Source organism: Paenibacillus sp. FSL H3-0333 (assembly GCF_038002805.1).
Lineage (GTDB): Bacteria > Bacillota > Bacilli > Paenibacillales > Paenibacillaceae > Paenibacillus_AQ > Paenibacillus_AQ silagei.
The window spans coordinates 6,306,995-6,322,531 of record NZ_JBBODG010000001.1 but is presented as its reverse complement, the minus strand read 5'-3'; the positions used below and the strand labels follow the sequence as shown (position 1 = coordinate 6,322,531).

Genomic DNA, 15,537 nt, shown 5'->3' with positions numbered 1-15,537 from the left:
TTTCATAAGATATCGCCCTGCCGGAGTACCGGCGGGGCATTTCTGCGTGTCCTGCTGTGGAGAAATCAGCGATTTGAATGCGCCAAGCCGGAGGACTATAATAGACAGTGCTTCACATTCACATACTCATGGAGGTTTACCCATATGCGCAAGTTTGAATTTTATAACCCGACCAAGCTTATTTTCGGACAGGGAACATTGCAGGCACTCCGTACCGAGGTGCCGAAATACGGTAAGAATGTACTGCTGATGTATGGCGGCGGCAGCATTAAGCGCAGCGGCTTGTACGATAACGTCATTGCCGAACTGGCTGCGGTTGGTGCCGTAGTTACCGAGCTTGCCGGAGTGGAGCCGAATCCGCGTCTCTCAACGGTACATAAAGGTGTAGCGTTGTGCCGTGAGCATCAGATTGACCTGATTCTTGCCGTCGGCGGCGGCAGTGTGCTCGATTGTGCCAAGGCGGTGGCCGTCGGAGCGAAATATGAAGGGGATATGTGGGACTTCGTAGAACGCAAGGCTGCACCTCAAGGTGCGCTTCCGCTGGGAACCGTGCTGACAATGGCAGCCACCGGCTCCGAAATGAACAACGGCTCGGTCATCACCAACGAAGTGACCAAGGAGAAAATGGGCTGGGGCAGCATCCATGCCTATCCGGCCTTCTCGATCCTTGACCCGGAGAACACCTTCTCCCTGCCGCGCGACCAGACGGTGTACGGTATGGTGGACATCATGTCCCATACGCTGGAGCATTATTTCCATACAGACAGCAATACGCCTTTACAGGATGGCTTCTTGGAGACTCTGCTTCGTACCGTGATTGAGACGGCTCCTAAGCTGATTGAGGATCTGAACAACTACGAGCTTCGCGAGACTATTATGTACTGCGGGACGATGGCGCTGAACGGAATGGTCAGCATGGGCTTTGCCGGTGACTGGGCTACGCACAACATTGAGCATGCCGTATCCGCTGTGTATGATATTCCCCACGGCGGCGGCCTGGCGATTCTCTTCCCGCAGTGGATGAGATATAACCTCAGCACGAATCCTGCCCGCTTCCGCCAGCTGGCTGTGAACGTGTTCGGCATTGACCCTTCCGGCAAAACCGATGAACAGACCGGCCTCGAAGGCATTGAAGCGCTCCGCCGCTTCTGGGATTCCATTGGCGCTCCGAAGACGCTCGGCGATTACGACATCGACGACAGCGAAATCGGCAGCATGGCCGACAAGGCGGTCCGCTTCGGTCCGTTCGGCAACTTCCGCAAGCTGGAGCGTCAGGACGTAGTTGAAATTTATAAGCTGGCTTTGTAAGTCAGCCATCGGCAGTACAGCCGCTTCCCATCTACGGGGGGCGGCTTCTTTGGTCTGTTAATTTTAACGCTTCTGGCATACATTAATGAGAGCAATACCCAACTTTGTGAAACCAAGGGCATGACAGTTGCGTTTATACTAGTATGACAGTCCGGAAGTAATGACGGGAGGAGACTAACATGCAAACGCTGTATTTGGGCTGTTTGGCGCTGGGTATTCTTTTTGCTGTAGTCAGTGTAGTGGTAGGCGACCTGATTGGGAGCGCTCTGGACGGGATTTTTGACATCGTATCCTTTGATTTCCTGAATCCTACCCTATTGGCAGGAGGGGTCACTGTATTCGGTGGAGCAGGCATGCTGCTGGGCCGCTACAGCGGACTGGAAGATGGCGTGATTCTTGCCTTGTCCCTGCTGATAGCGGCATTCATGGGCGTATTGATGCATTTGGTGGTAGTGAAGCCAATGAGGAACAGCGAAATGTCGAACGGCTTCTCCATGAGTGAACTGCCGGGGAGAATCGGTGAGGTTACCGTCCCGGTCCCCGGCACAGGCTACGGTGAGATTATGGTGAAGTTCGGTGCAGGCAACAGCCTGCATACGGCGGCCAGCTTCGAGCAGCAGGCACTACCGGCCGGAATCAAGGTTGTAGTAGTTGAGGTACGTGAGGGTGTAGCACTTGTGTCTGAATTTGAAGAGAGAAAAGGAGTGGACTTATGATGCTAGAAAATATTCCAGAATCCCTATTTATACCTGCGATAGTAATCGCTGTACTGCTTGTCCTCGGACTCGCCTTCTGGGCGCGTTACAAGACGGTTGGCCCGGATGAAGGCATGATCGTCACCGGTTCCTTCCTGGGCAACAATCATATATCAGATGATGGCTCCGGCCGCAAAATCAAAATCGTCCGCGGCGGCGGTGCATTCATTCTGCCTGTCTTCCAGAAAGCGGAGTTCATGTCTCTGCTCTCCCATAAGCTCGATGTGACGACCCCGGAGGTCTATACGGAGCAAGGCGTGCCGGTCATTGCCGACGGGGTCGCCATCATCAAGGTAGGCAGCTCCACGGAAGATGTGGCAACGGCAGCCGAGCAGTTCATGGGCAAGCCGATTGAATCCCTGAAGAGTGAAGCGCAGGAAGTGCTGGAAGGACATCTGCGGGCGATTCTTGGTACGATGACCGTAGAAGAGGTCTACCGCAACCGCGACCGCTTCGCCCAGGAGGTTCAGGGGGTTGCCGCCCGTGACCTCAAGAAGATGGGACTCCAGATTGTCTCATTTACCATCAAGGACGTACGCGATAAGCACGGATACCTGGAAGCGCTGGGTAAACCGCGGATTGCCGCAGTGAAGCGGGATGCGGAGATTGCGGAAGCGGAAGCTGTCCGTGACGCGCGGATTCAGAAGGCCAATGCCGAGGAGCAGGGGCAGAAGGCGGAGCTGCTGCGGGATACCAACATCGCCGAAGCATCGAAGGAGAACCAGCTCAAGGTCGCAGCGTTCAAACGCGATCAGGATACTGCCAAGGCGGAAGCCGACCAGGCGTACCACATTCAGGAGGCGCGTGCCAAGCAGACCGTGGTGGAAGAGCAGATGAAGGTTGAGCTGGTCCGCAAGGAACGCGAAATCGATATTCAGGCGAAGGAAATCCAGGTACGCGAGAAGCAGTATGATGCTGAAGTGAAGAAGAAAGCGGAAGCAGACCGTTATGCGGTAGAGCAGGCGGCGGAAGCCGACAAGGCCAAGCGCATGCGTGAAGCCGACGCCCTGCAGTATAGTATCGAGAAGCAGGCTCAGGCTACGTCCGAGCAGAAGCGGCTGGAAGGTCAGGCGATCGCGGATGCAGAGCTGGCCAAAGGTAAAGCAGAGTCCGAAGTTATCCGTCTGCGCGGTCTGGCCGAAGCGGAAGCCAAGGAGAAGCTGGCAGAAGCCTTCCAGAAATTCGGCGAAGCGGCGGTTCTCGATATTATCGTCAAAATGCTGCCTGAGCTGGCCGGGAAGATTGCCGAGCCGCTGGCGTCTATCGACAAGCTGACTGTGGTGGATACCGGCAACGGTGAAGGAGCTGCGCGGGTCAGTAATTATGTGACCCAACTGATGTCCACAGCCCCTGAGATGCTCAAAAGCGTGTCCGGTATTGACGTCGAGGCGCTGATCAAAGGGCTGACCAAGGGCAAGACGGAGCCTAAGGACATGGTGAGACATACAACTGCGCCAATCACCTCTGTCGTCACCAGACCGGCCCCGGCTGCTCCGGTCACTCCGGCACAACCGGTGGAACCTTCAGAACACCCTGAAGGATAAGAGCAGAGCAAGCCACCAAGGTATGGCAGGCAGTAGTAACGCCAGCCATACCTTTTTTGTAAGTGATCCGCGAAACAGAGATTCCTTATCTTTCACGCTGAAACGGAGGCAGAGGCATGGAGCTTATACTGGATAATATACGCAAGAGCTTTGACGGCAGAGAGGTGCTGAAGGGAATTGACTTCACCTTCGAGCAAGGCAAGATATACGGTCTGCTGGGCCGCAACGGGGCCGGCAAAACCTCGCTATTCAACTGCCTGAGCGGGGAGATCCAAATGGATAGTGGCGGGGCTTTTCTGCGGAGAGATGAGGTGAGTCTTCCGCTGCTTGAGGAGGAGATCGGCTACGTCTTCTCCTTGCCGATTCTGCCTGACTTCCTGACCGGTTATGAGTTTGTGAAGTTCTACATGGACATCAATAAGGGGAAGATACAAGCGGACCGGACCATCGAGGAATATTTCGATATCATCCGTTTCGAGGAGGCGGACAGGCACCGTCTAATCAAGGGCTATTCCCACGGGATGAAGAACAAAATTCAGATGCTGTGCTTTATCATCTCCCGTCCGCCGCTGATCCTGCTGGATGAGCCGTTAACCTCGTTCGATGTGGTAGTGGCACTGGAGATCAAGAAGCTGTTGCGGGAGATGAAGCAGGATCATATCATTATTTTCTCCACTCATATTCTGCAGCTGGCCGCCGATCTCTGCGATGAGCTGGTGATTCTGAATAACGGTACACTGCGGGAGATTCCGGCGGAGACCCTGCACAGTCCGGAATTTGAAGAGCAGATTATTGCCCTGCTGAAGGATGAGGATCATGATTAGGACGCTGAAGGCGATTCTGGAAGTGCGGGGGATGTCCGGCGCTAACCGGCTGATGTTCTATGCCCGTAAGCTCCCTGTGCTGGGCAAGCTGATCCCGGCCTCGGTCTACTCGGAAACCACGCTGAAGCGGATCTTATCTGTTATCGTGCATATCCTCAAGGTACTTATGGCCTTTGTGACGAAGTTCGCTTATCTTGGGATCATGATCTATCTGCCGTTGAAGTTCATCGGTAATGATATCACCTTATCCCTTTCTGTTCAGTACCAGCTTTATTTGCAGATGCTGCTATGTATAAGCTTCCTTACGGCCGGGGTTTCCAGCGCGGTTATTCTGGAGCCGAAGCGGGATAAATACATATTCGTGAAGCTGATGAGGCTGCCGGCAGAGCGGTATATGCGGACCACACTGACTCTGCGAGGGATCAGCTTTCTGGTTACTTTTATTCCGGCGATGCTGGTCTTCGGGAATCTCCTCGGTGCTCCTCTGTGGCATGGGGCGGTTCTTACGTTGCTGCTGACGTTCTGGCGTACGGCTTGCGAGGCGCTGCATCTGTGGGTGTATGACCGCTACGGCATCGTTATTGTCAAAAAAACAAGCTGGATCTGGACCGCCATCGGCGCTGGCTATCTGCTGGCCTATCTTCCGTTGCTCCCCGGATTTGCGGTAGTAGAGAGCGGAATGCTGTTCAATCTGCCTGTGGTGCTTGGCGTGCTGGTGCTGGGAACCTTAAGTGCGGTCTATATCGCCCGTTATAAGGACTATACGAATGCCGTCGATGCCGTCACCAAAATCGATGATCCGCTGCTCGACATGGGACGGATGATGAAAGAAGCACGGGTGAAGGATGTGGCCACCCAAGATCAGCACTACTCGGCGGAACAACAGAATCAAGAGAAGTTCGAGGGGAAAAGCGGGTACGCTTACCTGAATGCAATCTTTTTCTCACGTCACCGGCGGCTGATCACCAGTCCGATTCAACGGCGGCTGGTTATTATTGGATCGCTCTTTGCCGCTGCTTTGCTGACGATGCTGTTGTCGCAATCCGCTTTTACCAAACTGACTCATTATCTGATTACCGCGTTGCCGACCTTCCTGATCATTATGAACTACACGTCCATTGGCGAACGCCTCTGCAAGGCGATGTTCTATAACTGTGATCTCAGCCTGCTGCGCTACGGATTCTACCGTGAACAATCGGCGATTCTAAGCAACTTCCGCATCCGGCTGCTGCGTATCAGCGTGCTTAATCTGATCCCGGCTGCCGCGATCTGCCTGGCGGTGAACCTGCTATTGGTGCTGTCAGCGGAGAGTTGGGGCGCGGGGGATGCCGTACTCTTTTGCGTGACGATTGTGGCGCTGTCCCTGTTCTTCTCGGTGCATCATCTGTTCATGTACTACATCTTCCAGCCTTACAGCACGGAGCTGAATGTGAAGAATCCGTTCTTTACGATTGTGAACAGTGTGGTGCTGGGGGTCGGATTCATCGCGATGCAGTTCAAGAGTGAGCCTGGAATGTTTGCCGTGATCGTAGTGCTTTCTGCTGTGGTGTATATGCTGGCTGCGCTTATCATGGTATACAGGTTCTCAGGCCGGACGTTTCGGGTGAAATGAATGGAGCCCGCGGGCGGTTTGCGGCACCCTTCTAATTTGGGATTCTTGATGTTATGATAGGAGCTTAAGGGAACGAATCACACGTTGAAACATGTATCGTGCTGCTGGAATAGATCAGGATTCAGAAGTAAAAGAGGTGTCGCAAGTGAGCAGCATTACCGTGGGCAAGGTGCTTAATAATAACGTTATCATTGCCGAGCATCCCCAATATGCCGAGGTTGTGGTGATTGGCAAGGGGATCGGCTTCAACCGTAAAACGAGGGACCGGATCAATCTGTCCTCCGTAGAGAAGATGTTCATCCTGCGTAGCCAGGAGGAACAGGAGCAATACAAGCAGCTGGTGCCGCAGGTAGACGAGAAGCTGATTGAGGTGGTCCAGGAGATTGTGCTGCATATTATGCAGAGCAGCCGCCAGACGCTGAATGAGCATATCCATATTGCCCTTACCGACCATATTTCCTTTGCGATCCGCAGAAGCGAGCAGCATATGGCAATTCATAATCCGTTTCTGTACGAGACCCGGGAGATTTACCCGGAGGAGTACAGTCTGGCAGAATATGCGGTGGAGCGGATCAATGAGGCGATGAAGGTGACGCTGCCGCCGGATGAGATCGGCTTCGTGGCTCTGCATATTGTCAGTGCGCTTAGCAACCGCCATATCTCCGAGGTGAAGCAGCATTCCGAGCTTATCGGGGATATGGTGGGGCTGGTGGAGGATAATCTGGAATACCGTATTCCGCGGGATTCGCTGGATTATTCAAGGCTGGTGACCCATTTGCGGTTCGTTCTGGAACGTCTGCGCCGGGGAGAGACTGTGCGCGAGACCTCATCCCTGGATGGACTAATGAAGCGGGAGTACCCCGAGATGTACATGCTTGCCTGGAAGCTGACGAAGGTGATTGAGCAGCGGGTGCGTATTCCGGTATATCCGGCCGAGGTCAGCTATCTGACGATTCATCTTCAGCGTATTGCCCAGAAGAAGGAAGATGAGCTGGAGCTGGAGGAGTAGACCGGCTTTAGGCGATTTTGGGGCTTGCAACTTCAAATCAATGGTGCTACAATGATCCCTGTTATGAAACAGAAGCAGAATACCAACGTGTAACTGATACGATCAGGCATGAGTGATTTACAGTATTATGGTTGTCCTGCCCCAAGTTGGGGTACGCTAACGTTAGCGTTAGTGTGGCAATCCATGTGCTGTATTGCTCATGCCTTTTTTGGCTTCTGTTGACAGAAATTAAGGATTAGGAAGTGACCTTGAATGTTTAAAAAATTATTTGGCGTTCTGCAGAGAGTCGGTAAAGCGCTAATGCTTCCTGTTGCCATTCTGCCTGCAGCGGGCCTGCTGCTTGGAATCGGGAACATGCTGGTGAATCCGGACTTCCTGCAATACGTGCCTGCCCTGGAGAATAATATCGTACAGGCCATTGCCACGGTACTAATGAACTCCGGGCAAATCGTATTCGATAACCTGTCTCTGCTCTTTGCAGTCGGCGTAGCTATCGGGCTGGCCGGAGGTGAAGGCGTGGCCGGGCTGGCAGCGATTATCGGCTTCCTGGTGATGAACGTAACCATGGGTACGGTAGTCGGTGTCAATGCTTACGTGCTGACCTGGAAGGATTTCTCGTATTCCAGTGTGCTGGGGATTCCCACCTTGCAAACCGGGGTCTTCGGTGGTATCCTGGTCGGGATATTGGCCGCATCCATGTACAAAAGGTTCTTCCGTATAGAATTGCCGTCATATCTGGGCTTCTTCGCGGGTAAACGTTTCGTACCGATTATGACGGCAGTGACCTCCCTGATGCTCGGTCTTGCGCTCACGATTGTGTGGCCACCGATCCAGCACGGTCTGAACTATGTGTCACAGAGTATGATTAATACCAACCTGACGCTCTCGGCCTTTATCTTCGGGGTCATCGAGCGCTCCCTGATTCCGTTCGGCCTGCACCATATCTTCTATTCACCGTTCTGGTATGAATTCGGAAGCTATATTGACAAGGCCGGCGATCTGGTCCGAGGTGACCAACGGATCTTCATGCAGCAGCTTCGTGACGGTGTGGAGTTCACAGCGGGTACATTTACAACCGGTAAATATCCGTTCATGATGTTCGGTCTTCCGGCAGCGGCACTTGCGATCTACCATGAGTCGAAGCCTGAGAACAGACGGATTGTCGGAAGCTTGATGATTTCGGCTGCGCTGACCTCGTTCCTGACAGGGATCACCGAGCCGCTGGAATTCTCCTTCCTGTTCGTGGCTCCGCTGCTGTTCGCCGTCCATGCTGTATTCGCAGGACTGTCCTTCATGACCATGCACCTCTTGGATGTCAAAATCGGCATGACCTTCTCCGGCGGCTTCATCGACTATGTGCTGTTCGGCGTCATTCCGAACCGTACCGCTTGGTGGCTGGTTATCCCGGTAGGTCTGGTGTTGGCCGTGATCTATTACTTCGGGTTCCGCTTCGTCATCCGCAAGTTCAACCTGAAGACTCCCGGCCGTGAGGATGCCTCCGAGGATGAGGATGAGGTAAGCTTGGAGAGTGTGTCCAAGACAGGCGACGATCTGCCGCGCAACATTCTGTCCGCCCTGGGCGGCAAAGAGAACATCACCCATCTGGATGCCTGCATTACGCGCCTGCGGGTCGAAGTGAAGGACAAAGCGGGCGTAGACAAGAACCGTCTGAAGAAGCTGGGTGCGTCTGGTGTTCTTGAAGTGGGTAACAACGTACAAGCGATCTTCGGCACACGTTCGGACACGATCAAGTCACAGATTCAGGATGTGATGAACGGCAGAACACCAGCTGCAGCCCCTGCTGCTCCGAAGCCGGAGCTTGAACAACAGGCCGGCGAGCAGGGCGACGCTATTATTCCTGAGGATATCGTATCTCCGGTAAACGGCCAGCTGATGGATATTACAGAGGTTCCTGATGCGGTCTTCTCGCAGAAAATGACCGGTGACGGCTTCGCCTTCCTGTCCGAAGACGGCAAGATTGCTTCGCCGGTATACGGCAAGGTATTCAACGTGTTCCCTAGTAAGCACGCCATTGGCATCATGTCAGACGGCGGCAAGGAAGTCCTTGTGCATATCGGGGTCAACACCGTTAAGCTTAAGGGCCAGGGCTTCACGGTTCTGGTGGAGGAAGGCGATCTGGTAGCTGCCGGACAGCCGATTATGGAAGTGGATATGGAGTATGTGAAGGCGAATGCACCTTCTGTCATCTCTCCGGTCATCTTCTCCAACCTGCCGGAAGGCTCCTCCGTTACCTTGAAGAAACCGGGCAGAGTAGCCATCGGTGACAAGGATATCATCACCATTCAGTAAAATGTGCAATGGCGAAGCGCTTCCATTATAATGAAGGGGAGCGCAAGCCTTCACTATAATTCACCATCCCAAATTAACAGAAAGCGAGTTGGATTATATTATGCAAACAACTTTCAGAATTATTGACGAAGACGGAATTCACGCACGCCCGGCAACAGCGCTGGTAAATACAGCTACAAAATTCAAAGGCACTGAAGCTTTTGCAGAAGCTAAAGGCAAAAAAGTTACCCTTAAATCCATCCTGGGCGTTCTCTCCCTGGGCCTTGAAGCAGGAGATACCCTGACTCTTATTACTGAAGGCAGTGAAGAAGCAGAAGCACTGAACGCGTTGCAGGAGGTTATGGTTAAAGAAGGGCTGGGAGAAGTTCATGAATAAAATTTCAGGAATCGCGGCTTCCGCAGGTATTGCAGTAGCCCGTGCCTTTATCCTGGAACACCCGGACTATACCATTACCAAAACAGCGGTCACGGATGTGGACGCTGAGCTTGCGAAGCTGAAGGACGCCCTGGACAAATCCAGAGGCGAACTTCAGACCATCAAAGAGCGTACCCTGGCTGAGCTTGGCGAGAAGAAGGCGGAGATTTTCGAATCACATCTGCTGATCCTTGATGATCCTGAGCTCATTACCCCTGTAATGGACAAAATCCGTGAGGAATCGGTAAATGCGGACTACGCACTGAATGAAGTAGCTAATCAATTCGTGGAAATGTTCCAGAACATGAAGAGCGCATACCTGCAGGAACGTGCAGCGGATATGCGTGACGTAACCAAACGTGTGCTGAACCATCTGCTTGGCATTCACTATGTGAGCCCGGCTGAGATCAGTGAAGAGGTTATTGTTATTGCCCTGGATCTGACCCCATCGGATACAGCACAGCTTAACCGCAACTTCGTCAAAGGCTTCACCACCAATATCGGCGGACGGACTTCCCATTCGGCCATTATGGCCCGTTCCCTGGAGATTCCGGCGGTTGTGGGCACGAAGAACGTGATGTCCCTGGTCAAAGCAGGCGATCTGGTTATCGTGGATGGTCTGAGCGGCGATGTGCTGATTAACCCTTCCGAAGCTGAGGTAGCCGAGTATACAGCGAAGCAGGAAGCTTACAATCTTCAGATTGCTGAATGGAAAAAGCTCCGCGACGAGCCAACGGTATCTGCCGACGGCAAGCATGTAGAGCTGGCAGCCAACATCGGGACTCCGAATGATGTGACTGGCGTTATTGAGAACGGCGGCGAAGGTGTAGGTCTGTACCGCACCGAGTTCCTCTATATGGGCCGCGACAAGCTGCCTTCCGAAGAGATCCAGTATAATGCCTACAAGACCGTGCTTGAGAATATGCAAGGCAAGCCGGTTGTAGTGCGTACGCTGGATATCGGCGGAGACAAGGAGCTGCCTTATCTGGAGCTGCCGAAGGAAATGAACCCGTTCCTCGGCTACCGTGCGATCCGTCTCTGTCTGGACCGTCAGGATATCTTCCGCACCCAGCTGCGTGCCTTGCTCAGAGCAAGCGCCCACGGCGACCTGCGCATTATGTTCCCGATGATCGCTACCCTTGGTGAATTCCGTGCAGCCCGTGATCTGCTGCTGGAAGAGAAGGCCAAGCTGCGTGAAGAAGGCAAAGAAGTGTCCGACAGCATCCAGCTGGGCATCATGGTAGAGATTCCTTCGACGGCTGTACTGGCGGATCAGTTCGCCAAGGAAGTGGATTTCTTCAGTATCGGAACCAACGATCTTATCCAATATACAATGGCTGCGGACCGTATGAATGAACAGGTAGCCTACCTGTATCAGCCATACAACCCGGCAATTCTGCGACTGGTCAAAATCGTCATTGATGCTGCACACGCCGAAGGCAAGTGGACCGGGATGTGCGGAGAAATGGCGGGGGATGCCACAGCTATTCCTCTGCTGCTCGGTCTTGGCCTCGATGAATTCAGCATGAGCGCTACCTCCATCCTGCCAGCACGCAGCCAGATCTCGAAGCTGTCTGCGGCCGACATGAAGGAAATGGCTGCCCAGGCTCTGCAGCTCGGCACGGCCGAGGAAGTAGCCGCACTGGTGCAGTCCCGCGTGAATTAATTCTTTACTCAAGCATTGGTTAATAACTCCAACTACTTTCCGGCCCCCTTTACAGGGGGCTTTTTTTTGCGGTTATTTGAATTTCAGCAAATCTGGAACCGCCCGCCCGGGCGTTATTTTATATAATGTGTCCATTACTTTCGGAGGGTGGAACCATTTTGCATAGATTCAGTGCTTCACAGATTTATTTGATCCATGTGTTTATGTTGTCGCTTGCCGCCAGTACGATATTCACAACCTACAGTATTTATTATGTAGTTGACCTTAAGCTGAATCCGCTTCAGCTTGTGCTGATTGGAACGGTGCTGGAGATAACGGTGCTTGTGTTCGAGGGAATCACCGGAGTGGTCGCTGATACCTATAGCCGCAGACTGTCCGTCATTATTGCCGTGTTCGTTCTGGGAAGTGCCTTTGTCCTCGAAGGGAGTATTGTCTGGATCATGCATCCGGCTTCCCTGTTGCCTGCCTTCGGCTGGCTGCTGATCTCCCAGATGCTGTACGGGATCGGCTGGACCTTCCTGAGCGGAGCGGATACCGCATGGATCATGGATGAGCTTGAGGAGGAGCAGGCTGGAAGAATCTTTATGCGCTCCAAAATCTTCTCTTTAAGCGCCTCTCTGCTAGGCATTGCGGTCAGCGTAGGATTATCCCTGGTTGCGTCTAATCTCCCTTTTCTGGCGGGTGGAGTCATCTATTTCGTCCTGGGGTTCATATTGATCCGGCACATGAAGGAGACGGGGTTCATACGCCGGGAGCGTGCGCCGCATTCCTCCGCTATCCGTGAGCTGGGCAAGACCTGGGTCAGCGGCATCTCTATCCTGAGGCATTATCCGCTGCTCCTGCTGCTGACGGTTGTAACTTTATTCAGCGGTGCTGCGTCTGAAGGATATGATCGCCTATGGCCAGTCTTTCTTATGAACGAAGTCGGGTTCCCGGAGATTGGAGTCTCGATGGCGGCCGGCTTCGGGCTGATCAGTGCGGCGACGACTCTGCTGGGTGTGCTGGCTGTCTATATGGCCGGGACAATCATTGATTTGCAAAAGGAACGTCAAGTAGCGGCCGCCTTGTTCCTCCTGACCTCCGTCCGTGCCGGCTGCATTATAATGGTGGCACTTGCGCCTAATTTCTACTGGGCGATCGGGGCGGTACTGCTCCTGGGGGTGGTCGCTTCGGTCAGCGACCCGATCTATACCACCTGGCTGAACACAAAGCTGCCATCCCGGAACCGGGCTACACTCTTGTCGATGATCAGCCAGTCCGATGCCCTGGGCCAGAGCGCAGGCGGTCCGGTTGTAGGTTATATCGGCAGCCGGATCTCTATCAGAGCTTCGCTGCTGTCGGCGGGCTTCCTGCTGCTACCTGTGATTGCGTTATATGGCAAGGTGCTGCGGAAGCGGTCATGATGTTTTGGAACTTCATTAGCTTAATTCCCCGGCGATCCATGCCGATATAGGATATATCCGGTGACACAATTCAACCCTTAACCCAGACCTGTGAACATAGTGTTACATATTATATAATGAACCCTATGTAGCAATTCCGGCGTCATCCGCTTGCAGAGCTGTGCAAGTACAAAGTATTAGTTAAGGAGAATGTGGACATAGCTTGATAGTAATAGAATGATAGTTCTCCGGGAGTATTACGGATGAGCGTAGGGATGGTGAATAGCAATGAGCAGCAATTATATACAAGCAGAACAAGAAATCGATACCTATCAAGGCAATGACCTCGGCTTGACCTACACAGCGGAATACTGTGTATTCAAAGTCTGGGCGCCAACAGCCTTCACAGTGTCGCTCGTATTATATGCAACAGGCGGAAACGGGCTGACCCCGCAGACCGCAGATTACAAGGACAGCGGCAAAATTCTTAGTATGGAGCGCGCTGAGGGCGGAGTATGGACGATCCAGGTTTCCGGTAACCTCAAGGGGAAATATTATATGTACCGCGCCGTATTTGCGGACGGGTCGATTAATGAAGCGGCCGATCCTTACGCTACGGCTGTATCGGCCAATGGAACACGCACAGCCATTGTGGATTTGTCCGAGACAGACCCGGACGGCTGGGAGAGCGATGCCTCTCCGGTGCTGCCGCATCCGGCAGATGCAGTAATCTATGAGCTGCATGTCCGCGATTTCTCGTCAGACCCTAGCTCCGGTCTGACGTATAAGGGGAAATTCAAGGCCTTCACCGAGACCGGCCTGCGGGATGAGGCGGGTCATCTGCTGGGCATTGATCATCTGGCTGAGCTGGGCATCACGCATGTTCATTTGCTGCCAGTGTTCGATTATCAGACGGTGGATGAGCTGGGCAAGCCAGGGGAAGAACCGGCATCCTCCATCTTCACAGACTATAACTGGGGCTACGACCCCCAGCACTATAATGTGCCGGAAGGCTCCTACAGCACAGACCCGGCTAACCCGCTAGCCCGTATCCGGGAATTCAAGGAGCTGGTCCAGGCGCTGCACAGCCGCGGCATCTCGGTGATTATGGATGTGGTCTACAATCATACCTACGGCTTCCAGAAGGGCCCCTTCCAGCCGCTGGTGCCGGACTATTACTACCGTCATGATCAGAGCGGCCGGCTCTCTAACGGCTCGGGCGTCGGCAATGAGCTGGCTACAGAACGGCCGATGGTCCGCAAGTATATTAAGGATTCCCTAATCTACTGGGCTAAGGAGTACCATATTGACGGGTTCCGCTTCGATCTGATGGGGCTGATGGACAGCGTGACCATGCGCGAGATTACCGAGGAGCTGCGGCTGGAGATTAATCCGGGGCTGCTGATCTATGGTGAACCGTGGACTGGCGGCGACTCGCCGCTTGCCTCCAAGACGCTGAAGGGCGTGCAGCGCGGCAAAGGCTACGCCGTCTTCAACGACAACTTCCGCGCAGCCATCAAGGGAGACAGCGACGGCTGGGGCAAAGGCTTCGTGACCGGGGAATACGGCAAGGAAGGTGCGATCGCGTCCGGAGTGAGCGGGGCGATTCATGAATTCACCGATGCGCCTACAGAGACTGTGAACTATGTAACCGCACATGATAATCTCAACCTGTGGGACAAAATTCTAGCTACCCGGGGACTTCGCGGGGAAGCTGGACTGCCGGAGCTTGAGGGCGGCAAGCTGCGGGGCGGCGGGGATCTCAAGGCCGCACTAGAGCAGGCGAATCCGTATGTGGGAGTAGATCCCGAGAATGTGCTGGATAATGAGACAGTACGCCGTTCGTTGCTGGCTAATGGAATCATTCTGACCTCGCAGGGAATTCCGTTCCTTCATGCCGGGGATGAGCTGCTGCGCAGCAAATACGGAGATCATAACAGCTACCGCAGCCCGGACTGTATCAATGCGATCCGCTGGGAGAACAAAAGCAAATTCATTGCAGTATTTCAATATTACAAAGGTCTGATTGAGCTGCGCCGGACACATCCGGCCTTCCGCCTGCACGGACGCCAGGAGATTGAACGCAGTCTGGAGTTCCTGCGCTGTGACAGCGGAATCGTTGCCTACAGACTGAAGGATCACGCCGGCGGAGATCCATGGAATAATATCGTGGTGATCTATAATGCCAATATGGAGCCGGTCACCCAGTGCCTCCCGGAGACCTCCGGCTGCTGGAACATCGTAGTCGATCATACCCATGCCGGACCGGAGGCCTTCCGGCAGACGGAGAACGGCAGTGTTGAGGTATTCGGACTGTCGATGATGGTACTCTATGATAAATACGGGGAGCCTGAGCCGAGATCGAAGATTGTGGAAGTTCATTATGACCGCCCGGACGGCGATTATCGGGGCTGGAATCTCTGGGTGTGGGGTACAGGCATTCAGGATGGGCAACGGGACTTCCAGCACATGGAGGAAGGTCATGCCGTAGCACGGATTGAAGTGCTGCCGGGGACCTCCACGATAGGCTACATCCTCCGGCTGAACGATTGGGAGGAGAAAGACGGCACCGCTGACCGCTTCATCGACTGCTCGGGCAGCGGGGAGCAGGTTATCAAGGTGACGGTTCGGGAGCGTAGTCCGGAGCATAGGACAGAGCTGGCTGATCCGCTGCCGCAGACCAGCTAGAACATAAGAAGAGCTGATTAGTTC

Annotated in this window: 11 protein-coding genes; all 11 read left to right on the top strand. The window is 53.8% G+C overall.

Going from position 1 to position 15,537, the window contains the following annotated elements:
- Positions 1–144 precede the first annotated feature (144 nt).
- The 11 genes from MHH78_RS27815 (at position 145) to pulA (ending at position 15,513) form a co-directional block, all read left to right on the top strand.
- Entirely contained in the window at positions 145–1,308 is a 1,164-nt protein-coding gene (locus tag MHH78_RS27815) for an iron-containing alcohol dehydrogenase (RefSeq protein ID WP_341169549.1), read from the top strand.
- A gap of 179 nt (positions 1,309–1,487) precedes the next feature.
- On the top strand, positions 1,488–2,024 hold the full coding sequence (locus MHH78_RS27810; protein WP_341169548.1) for a protease: 537 nt from the start codon (positions 1,488–1,490) through the stop codon (positions 2,022–2,024).
- Positions 2,024–3,607: a flotillin family protein gene (locus tag MHH78_RS27805; protein WP_341170388.1), complete on the top strand. Its 1,584-nt coding sequence runs from the start codon at positions 2,024–2,026 to the stop codon at positions 3,605–3,607. The genes MHH78_RS27810 and MHH78_RS27805 overlap by 1 nt, the downstream gene beginning before the upstream one ends.
- A 116-nt stretch (positions 3,608–3,723) precedes the next feature.
- Entirely contained in the window at positions 3,724–4,431 is a 708-nt protein-coding gene (locus tag MHH78_RS27800; RefSeq protein WP_076082681.1) for an ABC transporter ATP-binding protein, read from the top strand.
- Complete coding sequence (locus MHH78_RS27795; RefSeq protein ID WP_076082683.1) at positions 4,424–6,043, top strand: hypothetical protein; 1,620 nt, start codon at positions 4,424–4,426, stop codon at positions 6,041–6,043. Before MHH78_RS27800 ends, MHH78_RS27795 begins: the two co-directional genes overlap by 8 nt.
- Before the next feature lie 145 nt (positions 6,044–6,188).
- Positions 6,189–7,052 (top strand): glucose PTS transporter transcription antiterminator GlcT, encoded by an 864-nt coding sequence (gene glcT / locus MHH78_RS27790; RefSeq protein ID WP_341169547.1) that lies wholly within the window; start codon positions 6,189–6,191, stop codon positions 7,050–7,052.
- A 252-nt stretch (positions 7,053–7,304) separates the two neighbouring features.
- On the top strand, positions 7,305–9,362 hold the full coding sequence (gene ptsG / locus MHH78_RS27785) for a glucose-specific PTS transporter subunit IIBC (protein ID WP_341169546.1): 2,058 nt from the start codon (positions 7,305–7,307) through the stop codon (positions 9,360–9,362).
- A 100-nt stretch (positions 9,363–9,462) separates the two neighbouring features.
- Positions 9,463–9,738: an HPr family phosphocarrier protein gene (locus tag MHH78_RS27780; protein WP_036696683.1), complete on the top strand. Its 276-nt coding sequence runs from the start codon at positions 9,463–9,465 to the stop codon at positions 9,736–9,738.
- Positions 9,731–11,443, top strand: coding sequence for a phosphoenolpyruvate--protein phosphotransferase (gene ptsP, locus MHH78_RS27775; protein ID WP_076082687.1), 1,713 nt, complete (start codon positions 9,731–9,733; stop codon positions 11,441–11,443). Before MHH78_RS27780 ends, ptsP begins: the two co-directional genes overlap by 8 nt.
- A 158-nt stretch (positions 11,444–11,601) precedes the next feature.
- The gene (locus MHH78_RS27770) at positions 11,602–12,846 is read left to right on the top strand and encodes an MFS transporter (protein ID WP_341169545.1); all 1,245 of its coding nucleotides are present in this window, start codon (positions 11,602–11,604) and stop codon (positions 12,844–12,846) included.
- Positions 12,847–13,113: 267 nt separating this feature from the next.
- Complete coding sequence (gene pulA, locus MHH78_RS27765) at positions 13,114–15,513, top strand: type I pullulanase (protein ID WP_341169544.1); 2,400 nt, start codon at positions 13,114–13,116, stop codon at positions 15,511–15,513.
- The last annotated feature ends 24 nt before the right edge of the window (positions 15,514–15,537 follow it).

Excerpts from the sequence above, each read along its gene's own strand:
- MHH78_RS27805 (WP_341170388.1), top strand. The coding sequence starts at position 2,024 with ATGCTAGAAAATATTCCAGAATCCCTATTTATACCTGCGATAGTAATC.
- ptsP (WP_076082687.1), top strand. The coding sequence starts at position 9,731 with ATGAATAAAATTTCAGGAATCGCGGCTTCCGCAGGTATTGCAGTAGCC.
- MHH78_RS27800 (WP_076082681.1), top strand. The coding sequence starts at position 3,724 with ATGGAGCTTATACTGGATAATATACGCAAGAGCTTTGACGGCAGAGAG.
- MHH78_RS27795 (WP_076082683.1), top strand. The coding sequence starts at position 4,424 with ATGATTAGGACGCTGAAGGCGATTCTGGAAGTGCGGGGGATGTCCGGC.
- ptsG (WP_341169546.1), top strand. The coding sequence starts at position 7,305 with ATGTTTAAAAAATTATTTGGCGTTCTGCAGAGAGTCGGTAAAGCGCTA.
- MHH78_RS27815 (WP_341169549.1), top strand. The coding sequence starts at position 145 with ATGCGCAAGTTTGAATTTTATAACCCGACCAAGCTTATTTTCGGACAG.
- MHH78_RS27810 (WP_341169548.1), top strand. The coding sequence starts at position 1,488 with ATGCAAACGCTGTATTTGGGCTGTTTGGCGCTGGGTATTCTTTTTGCT.
- pulA (WP_341169544.1), top strand. The coding sequence starts at position 13,114 with ATGAGCAGCAATTATATACAAGCAGAACAAGAAATCGATACCTATCAA.
- MHH78_RS27780 (WP_036696683.1), top strand. The coding sequence starts at position 9,463 with ATGCAAACAACTTTCAGAATTATTGACGAAGACGGAATTCACGCACGC.